The following is a 23,069-nucleotide window of genomic DNA, read 5'->3' on the forward strand; positions in this document are numbered from 1 at the left end:
AAAGCTGGCCAGATTGTTTTGACACTGCTGGCCAAACAAAATCGGAAAGCTGGTCAAAAAAGACGGAATATACACCTGTATATTCCGACCTAACGCCACCACGATTCCGAAACAGATTGGCCAGTGTTCCGATGAAAACTGGCCACTCATTCGCATACCTACTCAAAACTTGTCAATGCATCAGAAAGGTTTGGATATCCCATCTTTATGCAGCTAGTTCTGTGTTATTTTTCTATTCATTTCAACAAGCTGCCCTCCCCAAAAAACACCAACAAATCCAAGAGAACAAAAAATAATTGAGATTATCAAAACCCATTTTATCAATGAGTTACGATGCTCAATTATTGAATCAAATGACACTAATACTTCGGAATCAATCGATATCGCATAGATCTGGGCATTCCCACTAGGCCCATTGTAGACTAATAGTTCTGCCACACCATTTTGATGAGATTTTATGTCTGAAAAAACATCCGGAACACGCCCATTCCATCTGCTATACGTAAAATCTAAATTATCGATAGATATGTCCAACTGATTACCATTAATTTCTACACGTTCTATAACACCGCTATACTTATCCAACGTAGTAAAGTCAGGAGATTTAACTATAAACATAAAATTAGCGCTAATACATACCGTGACAGTTATCAAAAGCATGCCCAGTATACGATAGGTGTTTTTAGCAATTGAAGTTTCCATCATTGTGTTTTTACCTCCTCTATCGTAACTGCAATCGCAGCTCCAGCGATATCAGTAGCTATCGACGCACCAGCCGCAATCGCAGGAACACTTGCAGCTATTCCAGTTGCAGCTCCTTCTATTCCTTTGATAATAGCTTTGTCTGTATCAACACTTGGAACTTGTCCGCGAGAAATATCACCAATAGCATCGCCTGCGGCCTGAGTTGTTGCCCCTGAAGTGAAACCAGAAACTCCAGCACCAACTATTTGCGCAGTAGTTTTGGCGGCCCCCTGAGTGAGGGCTTGTTGAGCAGCAACTTTAACACCAAAACCAGCTGTCGTCCCAGCAATACCGCCGGAAAGAGCACCAGCGAGAGCACCTGCAGCACCGGCGATGAACGCCTCGGGATTGCTAGCTCCCATGTCAGTTGCCATTTTGAAGCCTGAATAGCCTCCAATAACTGCTCCGATTAAAGGTATTAGAAACGCAAACTCCCCATCTGGATCGGTGTATTTATAAGGGTTGTTGTTTGCGTACGCATATCGATTAAAACCATGAACTGGATTATCACGACCAATATGCCCTAGCGCATCAACAGGATCATTAGAGTAAAACCGACCTATCAGTGGATCATAGTAGCGTGCCTGCATATAAGTCAGACCTAGGTCTTTATCTTGCAGATGGCCTGTGTAGCCTATACCTTCCTTGTCACCGCCGATGCGTTTACCGAAGGGTTCATAGTGGCTGCGGCTGATAATGTTGCCTGATGCATCTGATTCGGACACCACTGAGCCTAGCATATCTGTGTGTTGGTAGCGCACTGTTGCTGCATAGGTGGGCATACTCATTAGTACCACTAACAGCAAAGTGAATTGTTGCCATAACTTCATCATTAATCCTTTATTGTTAGTCATTACATGTCACTCCCGCCACCAACTCCACTGGCCGTTTCTTGCCTCGTCGTTTGACCTCCGTCACCAGTACATGTCAATGTGATTTGATAGACAATACCATTGGCTGTATAAGTTTTACGACCATTCGTGCCGGATAAAATATCAATTCCTTGTGTTGCACCATTGAAACTTTTGTTGACCATTCCAGAGCAAGAGGAGGCATTGGTACTGCTCCATGTCACTAAATGAGCGGGTGAACTCACAACTGCAGGACATTCCATTTTAGGGGGGCAATCGCTTCCAACTAAAGTCGCTTCTACTTTTAGCACTACAGTTGGTGGGGTACCGCCAGTGTTTGGGGGATTTCCGGCGAGAGCATTATCAACTTCGGCCACTAATTGCTTACCTAAGTAAACACTGTCTGTCTTAGTGCCATTCGCAGCTTCACGATGTAATAACTGGCCGCCATTGCTGTAAACAGTGTAATGACTACCATCTGTTTTAGTTTGTTTTACTCGTCTATTATGACCATCATAAACATAGTTGATGCCCTTAGCCGCTGTCATTTGCTGACCTAAGTTATAGGCAAGGCTATAGCGTCCGTTATTAATCACATTGCCTCTGGCGTCATATTGGTAAGCGTAGGCATAGGCACCAGTGAGGTTATTTAACCGATTAAGCGCATTGTACTTGTAGTTAATCGTGGAGTTATTCAGACTGCGGCTGAGAACATTACCCAGACCATCATAGTTATACCGACCGCTCCCCCACTTACCATCGGCAGACAGTAAGCGGTCTGCACCGTCATAAACCAGATTATCGACATCGTTATTGCGGTCTACCCAATCAATCAAACGAGCTAAATTGTCGTTATAGTCATAACTTGGATCGAGACTATTCTTAACTGAGCTAGCCTTGACATCCGTGATTGCATCTATTCGACCCGTAGTATCCAGTGCGACCTTGCGCACTATGCCATTGCCATAGGTAAACTGCTTAATTTGACCGTTAGGATGATAACTCACGCCTGTTGCATAACTGCCAACTTTAGTGGGCTGCCCTAAAGCATTCGGTGCAAAATCAATCACTGCGCCTGAAGGATATTTCAGTGAACTTAAGTCACCAAGACTGTTGTACTCCCAATCTAAGACAAAATTACGCCCATCCAGCGACAGAGTTTCCTTGTCTATGACATTTTGGCTGTTGTACAGGTAGCTCCAACTCACTGGCCCTGCAAGCAAAGATATTAAATTGCCATTGGCGTCATAACTGTAGGTTTTATCAGGGGTGCTATCGGGGAAGTTCTCAGTTCGTAACTGCCCTAAATTGTCGTAACCTAACAATATTTTGTGACTGGCAGGCACAGCGCCCGCATCACAGCTTGTTGTGGAACCATTGGCCCCCTGAGCTCGCCATATCTGTTGACGTTGACCATTATAGCCAAATGCAGTAATCCCCGTTTCAGGGCGTACCTGTTTACACAATTGTTGATAGGCATCATAGAGACGCGTTTCAGTGACATTACCTTGACGAATACTGGTGACTTGGTCAAAAAGGTTATACTCAATCGCAATGTCATCACTATCAGGTGCTTCAATTAACGTCGGCTTGTCAAAGGAAGGCTCCCCATAAGCAAGATAAGTTGTAGTGGTGATATTGTTCATCGGATCAGTCACTGCAATCTTGTTACCGGCAAGATAAGCGTTGTGAGTGATGGCATTGTCGCTGGTCCGGGTTTGAGTCACGACTCTGCCAAGGGCATCGTACTCAGTTGCCATTCCTAAGCGATTGGCTGGGTCACTGCTTGGGAAACTGGCCAGGGTGACGCGGTTTTCATGGTCGTATTCGTTACGCTGATAGCTGATGGTACCTGTATCGGCCTTATCTCGAGTGCGGGTAAACACGGGGCGCAGCAAGCCATCATGGTAAACCATGTTCTCGAAATTCCCCTGCGAAATAGTTTGCCGTAAACTCCCAACAGCAATGCCACTGCCACTAATACCATCATCGGCAGTTGCGACAGTGGCATAACTGATGACCTTATCAACCCACTTGGGGTCGGCATAGTCGATTTTGGTCAGCCAGCCAACGGGGTTGTAACTGTAACTGGTTTTATTACCGTTGAAATCAGTCACGCTCTTGGTGGTGCCATCGGCGTTGACTTCGAGTAATGCGACTACGGTATTGGTGGTACTGCCGTTAGCGGTGTTACAACCGTTAGTGGTTGGGCAGGCCAGCGTGATTTTGCGCGCCTTGCCGCGGTAATAGTCTTCAAACTGCTCATAACGATTAGAGCCGTTGTAAGTTGTTTTTGCTAAATTCCCATCTACATGATAAGTATAACTTCTAAATAGTCGATTAAATAACTTATCTTGAGACAACTGCGAAGCTGAGTTATAAATGTACTCATTGACAATGTTGTAGTTTGAAGAGCAGTCAGATGAATAAATCTTGGATGGCATACTAGAAATCCAGTGTGCCGAATTAAACAAATACTCCCTCTTGTAGCAAACGGAACTACTAACTCCATTAGATTTTTTACTAAAAGCGATATCACCAAAAATACTGATATCAGTATTTTCTTCGATGTAAGTGTCGCCTTGGTAATTACTAACGAACTTATTGGACGTAATAGCACGTTCCAATATTAATGAGTTAGGATTGTAGACACCGGAATTGCCTAAAACGATTGAGGAGTTATAGTCATAGTTATATCTTGCTAGCAGCGTATTTTCACTAGAGAAAATCTCTTTCTGTAAGATATTTCCTTCTGACAACAACTGAACATTTATTCCAAATCTAGATTTTTCTCGAGAACCATCAGGATTAGTAATGACTAACTCTTTAAAGTCTCGATGAGGGGTACCTTCAAATGCACCACGATCCTCAGAATAAGAATAATTCCAAACTTCAGATTTACTGTTATACGATATTGTTTTCTTTACTAATGAATTAGAAATAAAGCATGTGAGAAATCGCAGCCTTGCCGAGTGTAGCCCATCCAGATCTATTATGTGCTTGATATTTTTCCGACCATGAATTGTTGAGCTGAAGTCATATCTATAATTAGCTCCGAATGGAGTTTCAATAGTTATATAGCCGTTGCGTCTTATTGAATTCAATTCTGAAATAGCATTATCACAAAGATTCTTATCACTTGAAAGCGGTGAATTTTTATCATAACCCACATAGAATCCATTAGCATCCCACCAAAGGGCCTCCGTTGTAACTACATAATTCAGGCCTCCTGGTTTCTTGTAAGATATTACTTTATCATACAATCCATTATGCTTTGTGGTGTCAACACTCCAAGTTTTACCTGCTCCTATAATATTGTACCCATCTTGTTTATATGAAAAACTAATTACACGACCATCACTTGCAGATATATTCGTGAGATTGCCGTTCTGATAATTGTACGTAACATAGTTTCCGAAGCGATCTTCTACTTTAGTTAGAAGCATATAAACATCAACAACTTCCAATGGTGAGTCAATGTTATCAGTAAAATACTTTTCATCATTAGGATTGGAATATATAGGTTGCTTAAAATGATATTTTAAACCATCTTTCCTATCAACAATGAATCCTTGTTGATATGTAGAGTTTGAAGTTGTACATGAAACCCTATCACCACTCCGGCTTATAAACTTTAAAGATGAGTCTGTGATGGACTTTACATCTTGGCTAGCTAAATAGATCAAATCCTTTCCAGAACTCGGGAAATAGACATGCTTTCCTGAATAGTATTTCCCACCAGGGATGTGCATGGTAGATGCTGGATCGTAAAAAGAGTCCCCGGACGTTTGAGAACATCCCCTATTATCGTACCACGCAGCTATACCGTCAAATTTAGAACGATCTATTCTAGCAGTGCTTGTAACAATGTAGGGCAAATCAAGATAAACATATGAATGATTAAACAATGGAGGAGATGCGACACTTCTAACTTTTACGGGAAGGTTAATGTCAATATTACCCGGAAATGAAATCTGATCTAGCTCTAGATTAATACTACCAGAGTAATAATCATAACTTTCCCTTAATGTTTGACTTGAGCTTATACTTTCACTAGTACTGTATAACTTAAAAAAGTCAGGAGGGGAACCATAAGATAGGGCATCATACTGAGAGGATAGTGCAGAAAATGATGTAAAGAGGATTATTAAAGAACAAGTCCATTTCATAAACTACTCCAACACAAAATTTATACTTTAATCAATGATGCCACATACTCGTTAAGAAATGATAAGACTGTCAATCATCTTATACGGTATGATACCCCATAAGTTAAAAACAAAATTAAAAATGTTTGCTGAGCTTTCAACTGAAAAACAATAAAAAACTGATATCAATAAGGTTTATCCAAAACAGGAACCTTGCCAGTGCATAAATCGAAAGCTCATAATATTTTTACTTTCAAAGGGCTTTGTCACCCGCCCAGACCTCATTAGCCGATACTGGATTAAAGTTCATATTTAACAGGTTATCAGCCACTGCATCTGAGTGTTTTCGCTGCGTAGTCACCTTGTAAGCGCGTCGTTGGGTTGCTTTGAGTCGAAGGCGGTGCATAATTTTATGAACGAGATAGCGACCAACCTGGTAGCCTTCCTTGCGCAATTTTTTCACCATTGCACGATTTCCTAAGCTGCCTCGATTTTGCTTAAATAGCTGTCGAACAAGGCTACTCAAGAATTGTCATTGCTTCAGAAGTGTGACAGCTTCATCTTCGAACATATAAATTTTCAATGAAATCAAAAAATTCTCTATCTGACTCGGGGAAGGCATCTTTAGCTGATTGAAGACTTTTATATTCATCATCAATGAGTTCATATTGTTCATCCCCGCAAAAAAGGCACCAATAGTTTTCATTAAACCATGCACACCAACTACACGATTTATCAAAAATCAAGAATGAAATCATATCATTAACTTCTAAAAGGTTTGAAAGCAAGTCCCAGTCAAAAGGCAATGTTTTATGAAGACGAATCGTTTTACCAGTCGACTTAAAAACCCTTTCAAAATCCTCCATCACAATCAATTCATTGTCGCCATTAGCAGAAGCAACTCTAAGGATAGTTTTTAAAAAATCATCATATGTCAACCAATGCTCATCTATCCGCTTATTTATCAAACCATTGACATTTTCTTTTGAAATGACAATGGGGAAATTATCAGGATTAAAAAGCTCGCTATACAACCTTTCAGTGTAATTGTTCATTTGAGCTAAATTCATACTATTTATCCTCGGGGTAACGTATTTTTACATCAGCTTTACCCGATGGCCTATCAATTTGCAATGTGGGAGTACCTTTAGGATAAGAGTCTCCACCACTACTTGGATGAATATTAACCTTCGAGCCATCCTCCAATGTTCCACCCTGTGAGCTACCATTTTTAGACGACCATTCAGTGCCTTCTACTACACCTAATGAGTCGAGATCTGCTTTTGAGCCTTCTTTACCACCGGCACCTTCTAATTGCCCTTTCTTTCCAGCTTCACCAGCTGCTGGTTCTTTACCCTCTTTTACACCATTAATTCTATCATCCACTGACTTATTACCACTCTCACTTACCGCAATAATAGTCTGCTCAATGCCCGCTCCCGTTCCGATAACTCCAGCAGTGACAAGAGCTGCTTTCCCTAGCTCTTCAAGACCAAATATAAGTGGTATTGCCCATTTACCATCGGGATCCACATACTTATACGGATTATTATTGGCATAAGCATACCGATTAAAACTATGTAGATCACGAAACCCAACCGGATCATTCGAGTAGAACCGCCCTATAAGTGGATCATAGTAGCGTGCCTGCATATAGGTCAGGCCCAAGTCTTTATCTTGCAGATGTCCAGTATACCCAATGCCTTCTTTATCACCGCCCAGACGCTTACCAAAAGGTTCATAGTGGCTGCGACTGATAATATTGCCCGAGGCATCGGATTCTGCGACCACAGAACCCAGCATATCCGTGTGCTGGTAACGTACTGTAGCAGCTTGAATTGAACCACTGATAAAAAGTAATGATAAAAAGCTTATAAGCGCCCATATTCTCATGAGTAATCCTTTATTTCTATTCATCACATCTCACTCCCACCACCAGCTCCACTTGCCGTTGTTTGTACCGTCGTTTGACCTCCATCTCCAGTGCATGTCAATGTGATTTGATAGACAATACCATTGGCTGTATAAGTTTTACGACCTCCAATTCCCGAAATTAAATTACTGCTTTGAGATATCCCATTTAAACTTTTATTAACTACACCCGTGCAAGAAGTTGCATTTGTGCTGCGCCACGATACTAAGTGGGCTGGCGAATTCACAACGTGAATACAATCCATTTTTGGAGGACAACCCCCCCTATCAAAGTTGGTTCCACTGTTAGTGTGACTGTAGGTGGGATACCACCGACGCCAGGTGGGTTTCCTGCAAGGGCATTATCAACCTCAGCAACTAACTGTTTCCCAAGATATACACTATCTGTTTTCGTCCCATTTGCAGCCTCACGATACAACAACTGACCTGCCTGGCTGTAAACAGAATAGTGAGAACCATCTGCTTTAGTTTGTTTAACTCTTCGATTATGACCGTCATAGACATAGCTAATCCCTTTAGCTGAGGTCATTTGTTGGCCTAAGTTATAGGCAAGGCTATAGCGTCCGTTATTGGTCACATTACCGCGAGTATCGTATTGGTAACCATAGGCATAGGCACCCGTTAGATTGTTTAAGCGGTTAAGTGAATTGTAATTGTAGGTAATGGTTGAGTTATTCAGACTGCGGCTAAGCACATTACCCAGACCATCATAGTTATATCGACCGCTCCCCCACTTGCCATCAGCAGATTTCAGCCTATCGACTCCGTCATAAGTGAGATTATCTACATCATTGTTGCGGTCCACCCAATCGATTAGACGGGCTAGATTGTCGTTATAGTCATAACTTGGGTCGAGACTATTTTTGACTGAGCCTGCTTTGATATCTGTAAGTGCATCAATACGGCCTGTCGTGTCTAACGCAACATTTCTGATAATCCCATTACCATACGTGAATTGCTTAATTTGACCGTTAGGGTGATAACTTACGTTAGTTGCATAACGACCTGCCTTAGTGGGCTGACCTAACGCATTTGGCGCGAAGTCAACAACAGCGCCAGAAGGGTACTTAAGAGTACTTAATGCGCCAAGATTATTGTATTCCCAATCTAATACAAAATTACGCCCATCAAGTGATAAGGTTTCCTTCTCTAAGCCGCTCTGACTATTGTACAGATAACTCCAATTCGCGGGTCCTGCAAGCAGAGACAACAAATTGCCATTAGCGTCATAACTGTATGCTTTATCTGGCGTGCTATCAGGGAAGTTCTCGGTACGAAGCTGCCCTAGATTGTCATATCCTAACAATATTTTGTGACTGGCAGGTACTGCGCCTACATCACAGCTTGTAGTGGAACCACTGGTGCCCTGAGCACGCCATATTGGTTGACGTTGACCATTATAGCCAAATGCAGTAATCCCCGTTTCAGGGCGTACCTGTTTACACAATTGTTGATAGGCATCATAGAGACGCGTTTCAGTGACATTACCTTGACGAATACTGGTGACTTGGTCAAAAAGGTTATACTCAATCGCAATGTCATCACTATCAGGTGCTTCAATTAACGTCGGCTTGTCAAAGGAAGGCTCCCCATAAGCAAGATAAGTTGTAGTGGTGATATTGTTCATCGGATCAGTCACTGCAATCTTGTTACCGGCAAGATAAGCGTTGTGAGTGATGGCATTGTCGCTGGTTCGAGTCTGCGTAACAACGCGCCCCAGCGCATCATACTCTGTCTCCATACCAATACGATTACTGGCATCAGCACTCGGAAAGCTTGATAACGTCGGACGATTTTCATGGTCATAGGCCATGGTTTGATATCGAATTGTCGATGTATTAGCCGCATCACGCTCACGGCTGAAGATAGGTCGCAACAGGGCATCATGATAGACACGCTTTTCGTAATTTCCCTGCGAAATAGTTTGGCGTAAACTCCCAACTGCAATGCCACTGCCACTAATACCGTCATCGTTCGTGCTGACAGTAGCATAGCTAATGACCTTATCTGCCCATTTAGGGTCTGCATAATCAATCTTTGTTAACCAACCGATGGGGTTATAAGAGTACGACGTTTTATTGCCATTAAAATCCGTGACACTTTTAGTTGTGCCATCTGAATTTATTTCCAGTAAAGCAACGATAGTATTTGACGTGCTACCATTCGCGGTATTGCAGCCATTAGTCGTTGCACAAGGAAGGGTTATCTTACGAGCTTTACCACGATAATAATTCTCGAATTTTTCGTACCGATTAGAATCGTTATAAATCGTCTGATATATACTCCCATCCGGATGATAGCTAAATGTTTTGATTACATTCCCAAATAGTTTTTCTTGGTAAGGTAGTTGATTATTATCATAAACCACTTCCTTATATGGAGTGGCAAATGTTTGGTTTATTGAAGTGTAAGTTTTAGTGGGCGTGTTTAGCACCCAGTTATTAGTATCGTTTTGATATTCATTTTTTACATATTTAACAATATTATCATTACGACTTTCGACTAGAGTAGGCTTATCAAATTCGTTGAATGTTATGTTTTTAATTGAATGTAGGGTAACATTTCCTGAGTGGTATAGTTCATTGGTAACTTCTGAAGTACGAGTGGCATAGCCACTAAATGTATCGTCACTAACGAAACTAGCGCCTCTTCTTTCGCTTGGCAAATAATATTTTGACTCTCTCATCAATAATTCACCAGCGCTACTGTTATAATGGTAAATATATAGCAGCTTATTTTCCGTCCAGCCAAAACGCGAACTAAAGAGATATGATTTTTTGCTACCATCTGGAGATGAAACTTCAGTAGATTTTAAATCTCCGATACCAAGCGAGTAAGGTATATCTGTTAACCCGAGTTTGCTAAAATATTTATCAATATCGATATCATGCAAACTTGATTCTCCAGCAAGATAGCCTACTCTACCATAATATTTATAGTTCCATGTTTTAGGTTTTTTACCTGGAGCAGTTATTACTTTTTTGGATATGGAAAATGTAGAAGGACAAGTTGAATAAGCATCCCATTGCATACCTTCTAATTGACTACTATTTGTTGGCGGTTGTACCCATGGTTCTGGGCCAATTCGTTGATTAGGTACCGATGAGCGCTTGTGTTGCATCTCGGAATAGTAGAAATGACCGACAGTACCTTCTGGATGCGTCATTGCTATAATCTCACCATTCCCCAACCCAATCATATCACAGGCATCAAACTGAGGATCAAAACTTCTAGCATGTGACCCATATATTCCATTTAATGCATACTGGCTAAAGACCCAAGCTTTACCATCTGGTCTAGTAACCCGAGATAGGCCCCAAATTTTTCCATAATCAATGTGTGTACCTAAATCATTATAAGTATACTCCCACTTAGTTCCACTTTCTGCCGTAGTTGATGTAGAGTGAGAGTAGATGGTGGAGATCAAGTTTTGAATATTATATTTAAAAGTAAGTTTTCTCCCATCATTAGAAGTTATATTCTCTACTCTAGAACCTGCACCATATGTAAATGCTATATAGTTACCATGTCGATCTTCAACCTTCGAAGGCAACATAAAAGTGTTGTAAATAAAATAGTTTTTAGTCCGATTAGTAGAGCCTATGGTTGTTGCTAATTTAAGTTTAATTTTTTTCCCTTTAATGAGCTTTAATTGTGAAAAAGTGTATTTAGTCCCATCTGGAGTAGTAACCAAAAATGCTTCTTTATTATTTACAAATGTACATGTTATCCTCCAGTTATCCGCCGTCTTTTTTATTCGAACACCATTCGTTTCAGTTTGAATTATTTTACCGCTTCCATAGCCCGGAATGTAAATGTTGTCACCATTCCAAAAGCTCTGCCCTTTTTCTGGACTTAGCTTTGTATTATCTACTGCTGGAGAATAATTGCCTCGATCAAACAATGCTCCACTACAAGGAGCTCCTGAAGCCCAAATACCTTTAAAAAGAGGGGTGGGACTATTCGCATCAGCCAATAAATTAGTCCGAATATGGGGTATATCAAGTCCCCAAGTTCCAAAGTCTCGAGTGTTACTCTCTATACCTTCCAATCCTATGAATTTTCTCATAACGCTAATCGGTAACGAGGAGTTTCCAGGAATGTTAATATCATTCTGGATAAAAGTAATTGCCCCACTTTCTAAACTAATATTTTCGCCGAATAGTTCATGCGTAAAAGGTGTAGGAGTATAATCAAGGGTAAATTGTTCTTGGAAATTAGTACCTATAGGATAGATTTCACCACCACCTACATCCCCTATACCACCGTCATCAGGAGGGGCGATTGACATAGTTGTTGATTGAGACTTAAGTACACTTTGCATGTCATAAAATGCGATACTCTCACTTAAATCAAACGACTCAGAGAATGAATAAGCATGTTGTGAATTGAAAAAAAGCATCAATACTAACAATTGAGTGCGTTTCGATTTTCCAAAATCCATTTTAAAATTCCTTTTATACCGTAATGTCGGCAATAAATAAAATCGTTTTATAGAAATAAAAAAACAAAAATATTACTTAAGAGACGATTTACAACATAATACAAACAATTATGTTTAGTCAATGCATAAAGTAATCTCTGGTTGTGATGATCAGACGCTCTCCTAAAAAGAAGATAAGTTGACCGCGATGGTTACTTGATTGAGGAGGATGTTTTCTGGTGTGAATATTTCGCCGATAGCCTTGTTGAGTGAGTTGCTGTAGATGTCATCTAGGGCATTGTTGGCGGTGATATACGGGGTGTACTCTTTACCTTCTCCCAATGACAGTTGCCACCTTGCTGTATTTATAGTGGCCTACGACAATTGGCCAGCTTGAATGAAGCTATACGAATTTCAGTGTCAGTAATTATTTGAATTCTAGGATTTGCACTTTAATTATCATTAAAGTGCAGTTTTAGCGAGTTTTAACGCTCAATCGATGAGCTTTGAAAGATATCGTGACAAACTAGTGCGAACTCAGTTTATGCAGCAGATTAGGCATAAATAGTCATTTATCTTCATTCTTATACTCAAAGCTCTAAGGCTGAACATCAAAGGTAATGCATGGCTCGATTTAAAAAAAGTGGGGAATAATGTAACTAAGATTTTTTACTAAAGCCTTTAGAACCCGTTTTTCATTTCAGATAAGCTCCAGATAGGTTCTTCGTCCTTCCACCATACTAATGTTAGAAACTCATCATTATGGTAATGGAATGCGTGTTCATGCACTACAGCACCACTTGCAAGGTCTTCTCTGCACCAAATATCACCATCTACAACTGTAGGCCCTAAATCGTTTCCTGTTTTGATCAAAGTGTATATTGCGGAACCTATTGGAACCCTTTGAGGAGGAAAAAACTCACCAGGAAGTTGAGGTGAATGATTAAAATAATTTCTAATCCCTTCTTTGTTGTAAGAGGCGAAGAACGCCATATGGTGATTCATTGCGATAATCCGCCTCAGCGTTGCCATGAAACTTCCTGCGAACAAGCTTTTTACATATCTCACAGCATATCCGTACCCGTAATAACAGGCTTGATCATAAAATGCGGAATTATGAGTTCAGAGGCGAAATCGTTGGCAATTTTTTCACTCGGTTTAACCTTATGTAGGCAGTTTTCACCTAAATCGCTTTTGGAACATAAATTCCCAATTTTTCCTCTGTCCTTGAACCAGTGGCCTAGCTCATGCCCAATAGAAAAATTCTGTCTTTCTATTGACGATGTTTCATTGACAGTAATAATCGCTTTACTATCAACACCTATGATTCTCGCCTCGCATCCACATAGTGGTTTTCTTTTAACGATAGCGTTTTTGTAAAAAGCTATCCCTTCTAGATCAATATCTCTCGGGTCTGAAATACCAAGTTCATAATAAAGCTCAAAAACTTCATTTTGAATTTTTAGACTCGTCATCCTACCTGTAACTGCATACGCTGCGTGGCGAGCCAGAGAGCAACGTCTTTGGTCAACGCAAACTTACCGCGCCGATTTTCAATACTAAACACCGCAATAGGGAGCGTTTTCTTATAAACCGCTTGCCGAAAAGCGCCCGATGACACATACCCCAATGCTTTGTGTAAGTTGCTGCCACCAATGACAGGCCCATATTGCACCATCAGTGATGCTTCCAGTTTTTCAGCAAGCTGGACGACATTCGGTAATGTGGTTTCAGTGATCATCAGAGTTTTGCGCTAACGGTTAGTGACAACTGTTTTAACCATAGGACTAACCTAGTAAAACGTACATGAGTAAGGTTAAAACCATTTCGATCCTCACATTTGGGCTAAAATTACGTCATTATGCGTTACTAAGCGCTGTTAATGCGTTTTTGCAATGGCCATTGAAAATTCGGGACGTCGAGGACGCCCGCCCAGAAATAGAGTTGAGATCTTACGTACTCGGGTATTAATGGAGAAGGTATGTGCGTATGCAGGAATTGCCGTCAAAGGCTACCAGTGTGAGCGTTTATTTGAACCCGGAACCATCACGCGCAAAGACGACGGCACACGCATGCGTTCCTGTAAATGGGATCGTTATCTTCTCGGTACACACTCTCCATCACCGCAAACCTTGAGAAAGATTTATGGCCACATGAGTCCATCACAGGCAAAAGCCTTGCAAGTGTTTTATGAGCATCCCATGTGGGTCGCGCTGGCAGAAGGCCCACTCGATGCAGACTATTGGCAACGCTTTTACCAATCGCTTCCGCTTTCCATTCAACAACTGATATTTAAACGCAATACCAGTGGTTCTCAGCCAAAATCATTGAAGATCATCAGAGACAGTACCGTGCAGGGGCTATTAAGAATATGGAACCATGACGCCTTTGCCTGCCTTATCGCACTTTGTCGGGATAAGAGCATTACCGTTGATTTTCAAGCACAGCAAAGTCTGTCATTCGCCGTGCACAAATACGTTCAATATCTGCTTATCAGTGATTTCAGCCATATCCCCATGTTGTTGTGGACGTACTTTGAGCAAGTGATTGTCGAAGACTCACGCTTATCAAAATGCGATTTGGATCTATGGCAAGGAGGGTTTGAGCAGACCTTTTGCTATGCGCAAGCCATGCTGAGTTTTCTACTAGCCGCAGAAGATTTAGGTATTGTCGGCAGTTTTAAAAGCCAACAGCTCTTTTTGTATTGGAAATTACAAGGGAATACTCAACTGATAAACCAAGAGTTAGCGCAGGCCTTCAATGACCCCCATTACGTGCTACCAGAGTCTAAGTCGGGGCTGAATTGGCTCATCGCAACGATGAACAAGCACCTAGCCAAACATCAACAAGTGAGCATAAGGCACTAAGCAAGTGGCCAATCATTAACGGAATGGTGGCCAACTTTTTTCGGAATGGTGGCCAAACAAAATCGGAAAACTGGTCAAAAAAGACGGAATATACACATGTATATTCCGCCCTAACGCCACCACGATTCCGAAACAGGTTGGCCACCATTCCGAAAAAAGTTGGCCAGTGTTCCGCTGAAAACTGGCCACACTTCGCGAACCTACCTACGACTTATCAGTACTTCAGAAAGGTTTGGATGTCCAGCCTCTTTCAATTTAGCCGTACTTACCAATTAATATTGGCATAATGAATGCGAGTGCAGCGAGTATAGTTCCAACAATCAGCAGTGCTCGACATAAAGAGGCCGTTTTATCTAAATTTGCATCATTAAGTTCTTGATACTCTCTTTTTAGCAAGAACATAATCAATTTGTTTGAATTAGTTAGACTGTTATTGCGAACAAAACCAATTTTGCCTAATGTTTCCCACGTATCTGGATACTTGCTTTCTAACAGTGACGACATTTCTTTTAAGGAAATAAAATACCAAAAGGTTATAGGAAAGAGGCTTAGGATACTAATTGTCCAAAGAAATTTCATTAAATGATGCTCCAAATTAGTTTTCTAAAATGCGTGTTTCCACACCCGCGACTTTTGACTCAACACTTACGCCTGCTACAGGACCTGCATGGATTGTTACTCCAATAGAGGGCGTCCATTGAATAGTCACACCGCCTCCTAAACCATTCCCAGCCATGGCTGTGGTACTAGTGATAAGACCTTTAGCATTTGAATCAGGCTTTACTATTGTCAGATTACCAGTAACGCCAGCTGAAGCGCCATAAGCGGGTCCTGTCAATCCACCGTCTAACTTAACACCTTCCCCTTGTAGAGTCTGGGAGTCTACTTCTGCTGATATTGTAGCGCCTAGCCCCAAACCAGCTGAACCGCTGGCAGAAACTGACATACGACTGCCTATTTCATTAGAAACAGCCTCTGCAACATTTCCAGTAGAATCAATTGCGCTTTGACCTTGTTCTGTGGCCTGACTTGCACTATCAAAACCAAACATATTAGCAATTGTCTCACCCTCTTTCACAAATGCATCTATGGGATTTTGACCATCAGGATCAGTATATTTATAGGGATTATTATTCCCATAAGCATACCGATTAAACGAATGCACATCCCTGAATCCAATAGGGTCATTCGAATAAAAACGACCTATGAGTGGATCATAGTATCGTGCCTGCATATAAGTCAGACCTAAGTCTTTATCTTGCAGATGGCCCGTGTAGCCAATTCCTTCCTTATCACCGCCCATGCGCTTGCCGAAGGGCTCGTAGTGGCTGCGGCTGATGATATTGCCTGCACTATCCGACTCGGCAATTACTGAACCCAGCATGTCTGTGTGCTGGTAGCGTACCGTGGCCGCAGAGGACGACAAGGCGATGAGTGCCGTTGCCAGCAGTATTAGCCGCATCATAAACTTCATGCTGATTGTTCTGATATCCATGATTACATCTCCATCCCGGCGCCGGTGCCACTGCAACTGGCCTCTTTGGTCGTTTGCCCGCCTGCACCCGTGCAGGTCAGTGACACTGAATACAGGGTACCGTCCGCCGCCAGGCTGATGCCTGGGTTGCTGGTACCCGTCAGGAGAATCGTGCCTTTATTGGCGCCATTCAGGCTCTTGTTCACCAGCCCACTGCAGCTGCTGGCATAGCTGCTGCTCCAGGACAAGACGTGCCGGCTGCTGCCATTGGTCACTTGGGTGCAGATCATCTTGGGCGGACACTCGCCACCGCTTGACAGGGTCGTCAGGCTCAAGTTGACCTGAGGCAGAGGAGCGGTTGTCGGCGGAGGCATAGGCGGGGGCGTGCCACCGTAGACTTCAGCCACCAGGGTCTTGCCCAGGTAGATGCTGTCGGTTTGGCTGCCATCGGCGTCCCGGCGGTGCAACAGTTGACCGCCCTGGCTGTAGACACTGTAACTGTTGGTGCCATTCTCCGTCTTGCGCACCCTGCGGTTGTGGCCGTCATAGACATAGGCTATGCCCTTGGCAGCAGTCAGCTGCTGACCGAGGTTATAGGCAAGACTATAACGGCCGTTATGGGTCACATTGCCGCGGCTATCGTACTGATAACCATAGGCGTAGGCGCCGCTGAGGTTGTTGAGACGGTTGAGGCCGTTGTAGTGGTAACCTATGTTGGAGCCGTTAAGGTTGCGACTCATGATATTACCCAGACCATCATAGCTGTAGTCACCCGTGCCCCAGCGGCCAATCAATGACTCCGACCCCATTGGTCAAATTCTCTTTTTGCTACACTGCTCAAATAATATTTCTGGCGTATATCCTAAACTGCTAAAGTCTGACCTAATAGAAACTGCACCAGGAGCTGGGGCAGTTGATATAATGATCTCTCTTTTATTCTTACCAAGTAAGATAAGCCCGCACTCAGCAACTACATCATCCTCTTCATTTACTAGAACATCTAAAGATGAAATATCTATTGGCTCAATAGCTGTATATGTAAGTACATCTTTATTGTATTCAATTGGTTTAAAATCCACCCTTAAATACCCATATTCCTTCCATCCTGTAGAGCTCGCAACTTCTGATGAGAAGCTGAGGGTTTTATCAAGACCTTCAAAATAAATGTTAAACATCCAAGTACAAGACAAGTTCTGTGATGTTGGGACGCTATACCCAATAACTCTATTATTCAAAAGTGTATGCTTTATAACGTCCAGTGAAACATCACCAGTACTAAATTTTAAGTATTTCATGACTAGTCCTGCTCTTTTGGTGGGTAGTGCAGTGTTTCATGTGGCTTGTCACCATTAGCGGGTATGTCAATACTCGAGCCTCCACTAGTATTTTCCGGTCTTCCAAAGATCCCATTTTCACCTATCTGACTTCCTGGAGGTGCTGAATCTCCCGGTCCAGCAGGACGAGTCCCACCGGTCAAAGTTCCAAGATCTTGTTCATAATCCCCTGTCCCACCATTTTCTGGAGTGAGAACACCTGATGTGTGTTTGTTGCCACTTTTATTAGGGCCAGCCCTGTGATCACTTTGATCGCCAACTAAGCCTTTTGGTATCTCTGGAACACCAGATGGCAGATCACTTGCCGCTTGGGCAACTATAACAGCAATTTGAACAGCAGCCCCAAGGGGCCCTCTGACTATTGCTCCTCCAGCCTTACCCGTAGCAGCTTGGTGCTGAGATATTGACACACCTTGGGGTCGATTCAGATAACTTTCCGCAGCCTTCCCATCCGGATCTACATACTTATAGGGATTATTGTTGGCATACGCATACCGGTTAAAACTATGCACATCCCTAAATGCTAAAGGATCATTCGAATAAAACCGACCTATCAGCGGATCATAGTAGCGCTGCTGCATATAGGTCAGCCCCAGATCTTCATCCTGCAGGTGACCCGTGTAGCCTATGCCGGGTTTGTCGCCGCCCATGCGCTTGCCGAAGGGCTCGTAGTGGCTGCGGCTGATGATATTGCCTGCACTATCCGACTCGGCAATTACTGAACCCAGCATGTCTGTGTGCTGGTAGCGTACCGTGGCCGCAGAGGACGACAAGGCGATGAGTGCCGTTGCCAGCAGTATTAGCCGCATCATAAACTTCATGCTGATTGTTCTGATATCCATGATTACATCTCCATCCCGGTGCCGGTGCCACTGGCACTGGCCTGTTTGGTCGTTTGCCCGCCTGCACCCGTGCAGGTCAGAGACACTGAATACAGGGTGCCGTCAGCCGCCAGGCTGATACCAAAATTGCTGGTGCCCGTCAGGAGAATCGTGCCTTTATTGACGCCATTCAGGCTCTTGTTCACCAGCCCACTGCAGCTGTCGGCATAGCTGCTGCTCCAGGACAAGACGTGCCGGCTGCTGCCATTGGTCACTTGGGCACAGGTCGTCTTGGGCGGACACTCGTCACCGCTTGACAGGGTCTTCAGGCTCAGGTTGACCTGAGGCAGAGGATCGCTTGTCGGCGGAGGCAGAGGCGGGGGCGTGCCACCGTAGACTTCAGCCACCAGGGTCTTGCCCAGGTAGATGCTGTCGGTTTGGCTGCCATCGGCGTCCCGGCGGTGCAACAGCTGACCGCCTTGGCTGTAGACACTGTAACTGTTGGTGCCATTCTCCGTCTTGCGCACCCGGCGATTGTGGCCATCGTAGACATAGGCTATGCCCTTGGCCGCGGTCAGCTGCTGACCGAGGTTATAGGCAAGGCTGTAACGACCGTTATGGGTCACATTGCCGCGGGCATCGTACTGATAACCATAGGCGTAGGCGCCGCTGAGGTTGTTGAGACGGTTGAGGCCGTTGTAGTGGTAACCTATGTTGGAGCCGTTAAGGTTGCGACTCATGATATTACCCAGACCATCATAGCTGTAGTCACCCGTGCCCCAGCGGCCATCGGCGCTGAGCAAGCGGTCGACGCCATCATAGCTGAGGTTGTCGATGTCGTTGCTGCGGTCCACCCAGTCGATCAGGCTTTCCAGATTGTCATTGGCATCATAGCCGGGATCCAGCTTGTTCCTGAGTACGCCACTCTTGCTGTCGGTGATTGCATCTATTCGACCCGTAGTATCCAGTGCGACCTTGCGCACTATGCCATTGCCATAGGTAAACTGCTTAATTTGACCGTTAGGATGATAACTCACGCCTGTTGCATAACTGCCAACTTTAGTGGGCTGCCCTAAAGCATTCGGTGCAAAATCAATCACTGCGCCTGAAGGATATTTCAGTGAACTTAAGTCACCAAGACTGTTGTACTCCCAATCTAAGACAAAATTACGCCCATCCAGCGACAGAGTTTCCTTGTCTATGACATTTTGGCTGTTGTACAGGTAGCTCCAACTCACTGGCCCTGCAAGCAAAGATATTAAATTGCCATTGGCGTCATAACTGTAGGTTTTATCAGGGGTGCTGTCGGGGAAGTTCTCGCTGCGCAGCTGCCCCAGATTGTCATAAGCTAACAAGGTTTTATGAATGGCAGGTACTGCGCCCGCATCACAGCTTGTAGTAGAACCAATGGTACCTTGAGCTCGCCATATCTGTTGACGTTGACCATTATAGCCAAATGCGGCAATTCCTGTTTCAGGGCGTACCTGTTTACACAATTGTTGATAAGCATCATAGAGACGCGTTTCAGTGACATTACCTTGACGAATACTGGTAACTTGGTCAAAAAGGTTATACTCAATCGTAATGTCATCACTATCAGGTGCTTCGATTAACGTCGGCTTATCAAAGGAAGGTTCCCCATAAGCGAGATAAGTTGTAGTTGTTGTATTATTCTCACCATCAGTTACAGCAACTTTGTTACCTGCTAGGTATTCATAACTGCTGACACTACCATCACTAGTTCGAGTCTGATTAACAATACGACCCAGCACATCATATTCGGTCTCCATACCTATACGATTACTTGCATCAGAACTTGGAAAACTCGATAGCGACTGACGGTTTTCATGGTCATATGCCATGGTTTGATATCGAACTGTCGATGCGTTAGCTGAATCACGTTCACGGGTAAAGATAGGTCGCAATAAACCATCATGATAAATACGTTTTTCGTAATTACCTTGCGAAATTGTTTTCCGCAAACTTCCAACAGAAATACCACTACCAGCAATACCATCATCGTTCGTACTTACTGCCGAATAACTTATAATCTTATCCACCCATTTAGGATCAGCATAATCAATTTTAGTTAACCAACCTACAGGGTTATAATTATATGATGTTTTATTACCATTAAAGTCCGTAATACTTTGAACAGTACCATCACTGTTCATTATTTGAAGTGCAATAATGGTGTTCGAAGTACTGCCATTGGCTGTATTACAACCATCTGTTTGCGCGCAAGGTAAAGTTATTTTCTGAGGTTTACCTCGATAGTAATTCTCAAATTTCTCATAACGGCTAGAGCCATTATATGTCGATTGCCATAGCTCACCTTTAGTGTCATAAGAATAGGTAACGAGTAGACTGCCAAACACTTTTTGTTGATATGGCTTACCAAGTGTTGAATGATAGCTCAACTCTTGGTAAGCGCTGCCATACGCATCCGTATTCGAGAGATATTTTGCAGTTGGCAAATTTATCGCCCATTTAGTGGTATCGTGGAGGAAGGTGGTTTTTCGGTATAATTGGTAACTATTAACGCTATTGTAGAAATGCTCTTTTTGAGGCACCTCGTATGCATTAAAATCACTATAATCAGTAATGTACCAGTCCGAATTCTCGATAATTTTTGATTGTATTTGTCTTAATGGATAAATCTGCGCATCCACGTTTGACATGGTAATGTCCGTATAAACGCCGTTATCACCTCGGGCTGTACCTTTAGAAAACTTATTGATTTTCCTACTTAACAGAGACAATTCTTTTGAGTAAACCTCCTCGCCGACAATTTGCCCTTCCGTATAATCAAAACGCTTGCTGATATAATACTTAGTGAAAGAACCATCAGGTGAAATTAGCTTTAATACGCGTAAATCGAAGCGCTCAAATCCTAAGTCAGATGGGACAGCGGCACATTCAGCAATTGACGAACATAGTGTGACTTTCTCATTATCTAAAAGCGCACCTGTATTCATTCGCGCAGCAGAAGTACTACCAGTGAATCCGGTACTTACCCAATGCATTCCATCGTTACTATACTGATAATGCCATGTACTGTTTTCAAGCCCTGGCCCTGAGATGGATTTAGCTGTAACAGCAATACTGCCTCGACACGCATTGACATTATAAACAGTACTAGTGCCATTGATTGCCGCAGGCATATCGGTAGCGCCATGGATAACAAGCCCGACGTCGAGGGTTAAATTTGCACCATTCGGATGTTTGACTGTTAACTGAGAATTAGTGGGGAGCGTTGTAATGTAGTAACAATCGCGATTATAGTTCACATAATTACTTGTTGGAATTAAAACCCGAGGAGTGTATTCTGAAAACTCGGGAAAAGAATACTGCCAGTATGTGTTGTCTGGCAGTGTTACTCTGTTTAAATTATTGCTTGAATAGGTGTATGTCCACGTCTTATTCGTAGTACTCACTGAAATGACACGCTTAGATGAGTCGTACTGAAAAGTCATAATAGATTCTGATGCGCCGCCAACTGGCTTAAAATTCACGTTGACGAGTTTCTGATTATCATATGTGTAAGTGACTTTGTTCCCAGCTAAATCGGTAACGGAACTGACTGAATAGACGACTTTACCACGTCCCGCGGCCTTAAAGTTCTTCACAGCAGAAAACCCAGCAATATTTGACTTATCCTTTAGCTCATATTTCAATCCACTAGGGGCTTCGACATAAAAATATTCATTGCCCGAAATATCAGTTTTACAGCTAACAAGATAGCTTTCATTGACAATGTAGTTCGCTCTTGAATTGTTGTAGCGAGTAACTTGTCCTTTGGTTACGCCAGGGATAATCAAATTAGCGCCATTATAGAATTCCCACGGTTCAAAGCTTTGTCCTAGGGCACCCATTACCCCCCCGGGTGCCAGCAACATGCTACATGCGGTGGCCGAAGTGTAGTTATTGCTATAACGAGTATCGCCCGACAAGTAATTACTTTCGATCCTTGGTAAATCAATGCCCCAATCTCCGAAAGCTAATGACTTTTTGACGTTAACCCCTGTCAACTTGTCATAATAGCGAGACAAGTTGACACTCAAATCACTCGAAAGCGGGATGTTGATATCATTTACACTGAACTCTATGGCTCCAGTCGCTAATGAAATTTTATCGCCGGCAAAATTAGAAGACAGCACATCTAAATCGCGAGTTGGAACCGCTCGTTCCAGATAAAATTCATTGGGTAGGCCATCTATGTCAGCCAGAACCGTTTGAGAGAGAAAAAAGCTGGATAAAAGTAAACATTTACAAATGAAAGCTTGCCTTGCGATTTTCGACATCCTTATCCCTTTATAGCCAATTGCGCAGTATGATTTTTATATACCAGAACGTCACAAATGTATATAGCGATAAAACGTACTTAATCGCCACTAATATACTAGATAGCAGTTAGCCTCATAAAGCACTGACTTACAATGTCACAGAAGTAATCAACGACACAAGTATGTGAT

General features: G+C 42.9%; 17 protein-coding genes and 1 pseudogene. 1 reads left to right on the forward strand and 17 read right to left on the reverse strand.

Features of this window, described 5'->3' with window-relative positions; genetic code table 11:
* Positions 1 to 213 precede the first annotated feature (213 nt).
* The 11 genes and pseudogenes from DYH48_RS17355 to DYH48_RS17395 form a co-directional block, all read right to left on the reverse strand.
* On the reverse strand, positions 214 to 705 hold the full coding sequence (locus DYH48_RS17355) for a hypothetical protein (RefSeq protein WP_115335463.1): 492 nt from the start codon (positions 703 to 705) through the stop codon (positions 214 to 216).
* On the reverse strand, positions 702 to 1,598 hold the full coding sequence (locus DYH48_RS23990; protein WP_256613085.1) for an RHS repeat-associated core domain-containing protein: 897 nt from the start codon (positions 1,596 to 1,598) through the stop codon (positions 702 to 704). Before DYH48_RS23990 ends, DYH48_RS17355 begins: the two co-directional genes overlap by 4 nt.
* Positions 1,598 to 5,764: an RHS repeat domain-containing protein gene (locus DYH48_RS23620; RefSeq protein ID WP_147287777.1), complete on the reverse strand. Its 4,167-nt coding sequence runs from the start codon at positions 5,762 to 5,764 to the stop codon at positions 1,598 to 1,600. The genes DYH48_RS23990 and DYH48_RS23620 overlap by 1 nt, the downstream gene beginning before the upstream one ends.
* A 244-nt stretch (positions 5,765 to 6,008) precedes the next feature.
* A pseudogene (locus tag DYH48_RS17370) lies at positions 6,009 to 6,269 on the reverse strand (IS3 family transposase); the annotation flags it as partial.
* Positions 6,270 to 6,300: 31 nt separating this feature from the next.
* Positions 6,301 to 6,813 (reverse strand): hypothetical protein, encoded by a 513-nt coding sequence (locus DYH48_RS17375; RefSeq protein WP_115335465.1) that lies wholly within the window; start codon positions 6,811 to 6,813, stop codon positions 6,301 to 6,303.
* A gap of 1 nt (position 6,814) precedes the next feature.
* Complete coding sequence (locus DYH48_RS23995) at positions 6,815 to 7,660, reverse strand: RHS repeat domain-containing protein (protein ID WP_256613086.1); 846 nt, start codon at positions 7,658 to 7,660, stop codon at positions 6,815 to 6,817.
* Positions 7,661 to 7,898: 238 nt separating this feature from the next.
* The gene (locus DYH48_RS17385; protein ID WP_115335466.1) at positions 7,899 to 12,119 is read right to left on the reverse strand and encodes an RHS repeat domain-containing protein; all 4,221 of its coding nucleotides are present in this window, start codon (positions 12,117 to 12,119) and stop codon (positions 7,899 to 7,901) included.
* A 162-nt stretch (positions 12,120 to 12,281) separates the two neighbouring features.
* Positions 12,282 to 12,440 (reverse strand): hypothetical protein, encoded by a 159-nt coding sequence (locus DYH48_RS23740; protein WP_172481208.1) that lies wholly within the window; start codon positions 12,438 to 12,440, stop codon positions 12,282 to 12,284.
* A 339-nt stretch (positions 12,441 to 12,779) separates the two neighbouring features.
* A complete protein-coding gene (locus DYH48_RS24000; RefSeq protein WP_256613087.1) occupies positions 12,780 to 13,166 on the reverse strand; it encodes a hypothetical protein in 387 nt (128 codons plus the stop codon).
* The gene (locus DYH48_RS24005; RefSeq protein WP_256613088.1) at positions 13,163 to 13,573 is read right to left on the reverse strand and encodes an ImmA/IrrE family metallo-endopeptidase; all 411 of its coding nucleotides are present in this window, start codon (positions 13,571 to 13,573) and stop codon (positions 13,163 to 13,165) included. The genes DYH48_RS24000 and DYH48_RS24005 overlap by 4 nt, the downstream gene beginning before the upstream one ends.
* A complete protein-coding gene (locus DYH48_RS17395) occupies positions 13,570 to 13,839 on the reverse strand; it encodes a hypothetical protein (protein ID WP_014610896.1) in 270 nt (89 codons plus the stop codon). Before DYH48_RS17395 ends, DYH48_RS24005 begins: the two co-directional genes overlap by 4 nt.
* Before the next feature lie 229 nt (positions 13,840 to 14,068).
* Here DYH48_RS17395 and DYH48_RS17400 point away from each other — a divergent pair, with 229 nt between their 5' ends.
* Complete coding sequence (locus tag DYH48_RS17400) at positions 14,069 to 14,965, forward strand: hypothetical protein (RefSeq protein WP_115335467.1); 897 nt, start codon at positions 14,069 to 14,071, stop codon at positions 14,963 to 14,965.
* Positions 14,966 to 15,220: 255 nt separating this feature from the next.
* Here DYH48_RS17400 and DYH48_RS17405 read toward each other — a convergent pair whose 3' ends face one another.
* The 6 genes from DYH48_RS17405 to DYH48_RS17430 are packed head-to-tail and all read right to left on the reverse strand — an operon-like array spanning position 15,221 to position 22,898.
* A complete protein-coding gene (locus tag DYH48_RS17405; RefSeq protein ID WP_115335468.1) occupies positions 15,221 to 15,544 on the reverse strand; it encodes a hypothetical protein in 324 nt (107 codons plus the stop codon).
* Between the two features lie 16 nt (positions 15,545 to 15,560).
* The gene (locus tag DYH48_RS17410) at positions 15,561 to 16,460 is read right to left on the reverse strand and encodes an RHS repeat-associated core domain-containing protein (RefSeq protein ID WP_256613089.1); all 900 of its coding nucleotides are present in this window, start codon (positions 16,458 to 16,460) and stop codon (positions 15,561 to 15,563) included.
* A gap of 2 nt (positions 16,461 to 16,462) precedes the next feature.
* A complete protein-coding gene (locus DYH48_RS17415; RefSeq protein ID WP_115335469.1) occupies positions 16,463 to 17,248 on the reverse strand; it encodes a hypothetical protein in 786 nt (261 codons plus the stop codon).
* A gap of 3 nt (positions 17,249 to 17,251) precedes the next feature.
* Positions 17,252 to 17,734, reverse strand: a complete 483-nt coding sequence (locus DYH48_RS17420) for a hypothetical protein (RefSeq protein WP_115335470.1) — start codon at positions 17,732 to 17,734, stop codon at positions 17,252 to 17,254.
* Between the two features lie 2 nt (positions 17,735 to 17,736).
* Positions 17,737 to 18,615: an RHS repeat domain-containing protein gene (locus DYH48_RS17425; protein WP_256613090.1), complete on the reverse strand. Its 879-nt coding sequence runs from the start codon at positions 18,613 to 18,615 to the stop codon at positions 17,737 to 17,739.
* A 2-nt stretch (positions 18,616 to 18,617) separates the two neighbouring features.
* Positions 18,618 to 22,898, reverse strand: coding sequence for an RHS repeat domain-containing protein (locus DYH48_RS17430; protein ID WP_115335471.1), 4,281 nt, complete (start codon positions 22,896 to 22,898; stop codon positions 18,618 to 18,620).
* Between the last annotated feature and the right edge of the window lie 171 nt (positions 22,899 to 23,069).

This window comes from Shewanella baltica (genome assembly GCF_900456975.1).
Classification (GTDB): domain Bacteria; phylum Pseudomonadota; class Gammaproteobacteria; order Enterobacterales; family Shewanellaceae; genus Shewanella; species Shewanella baltica.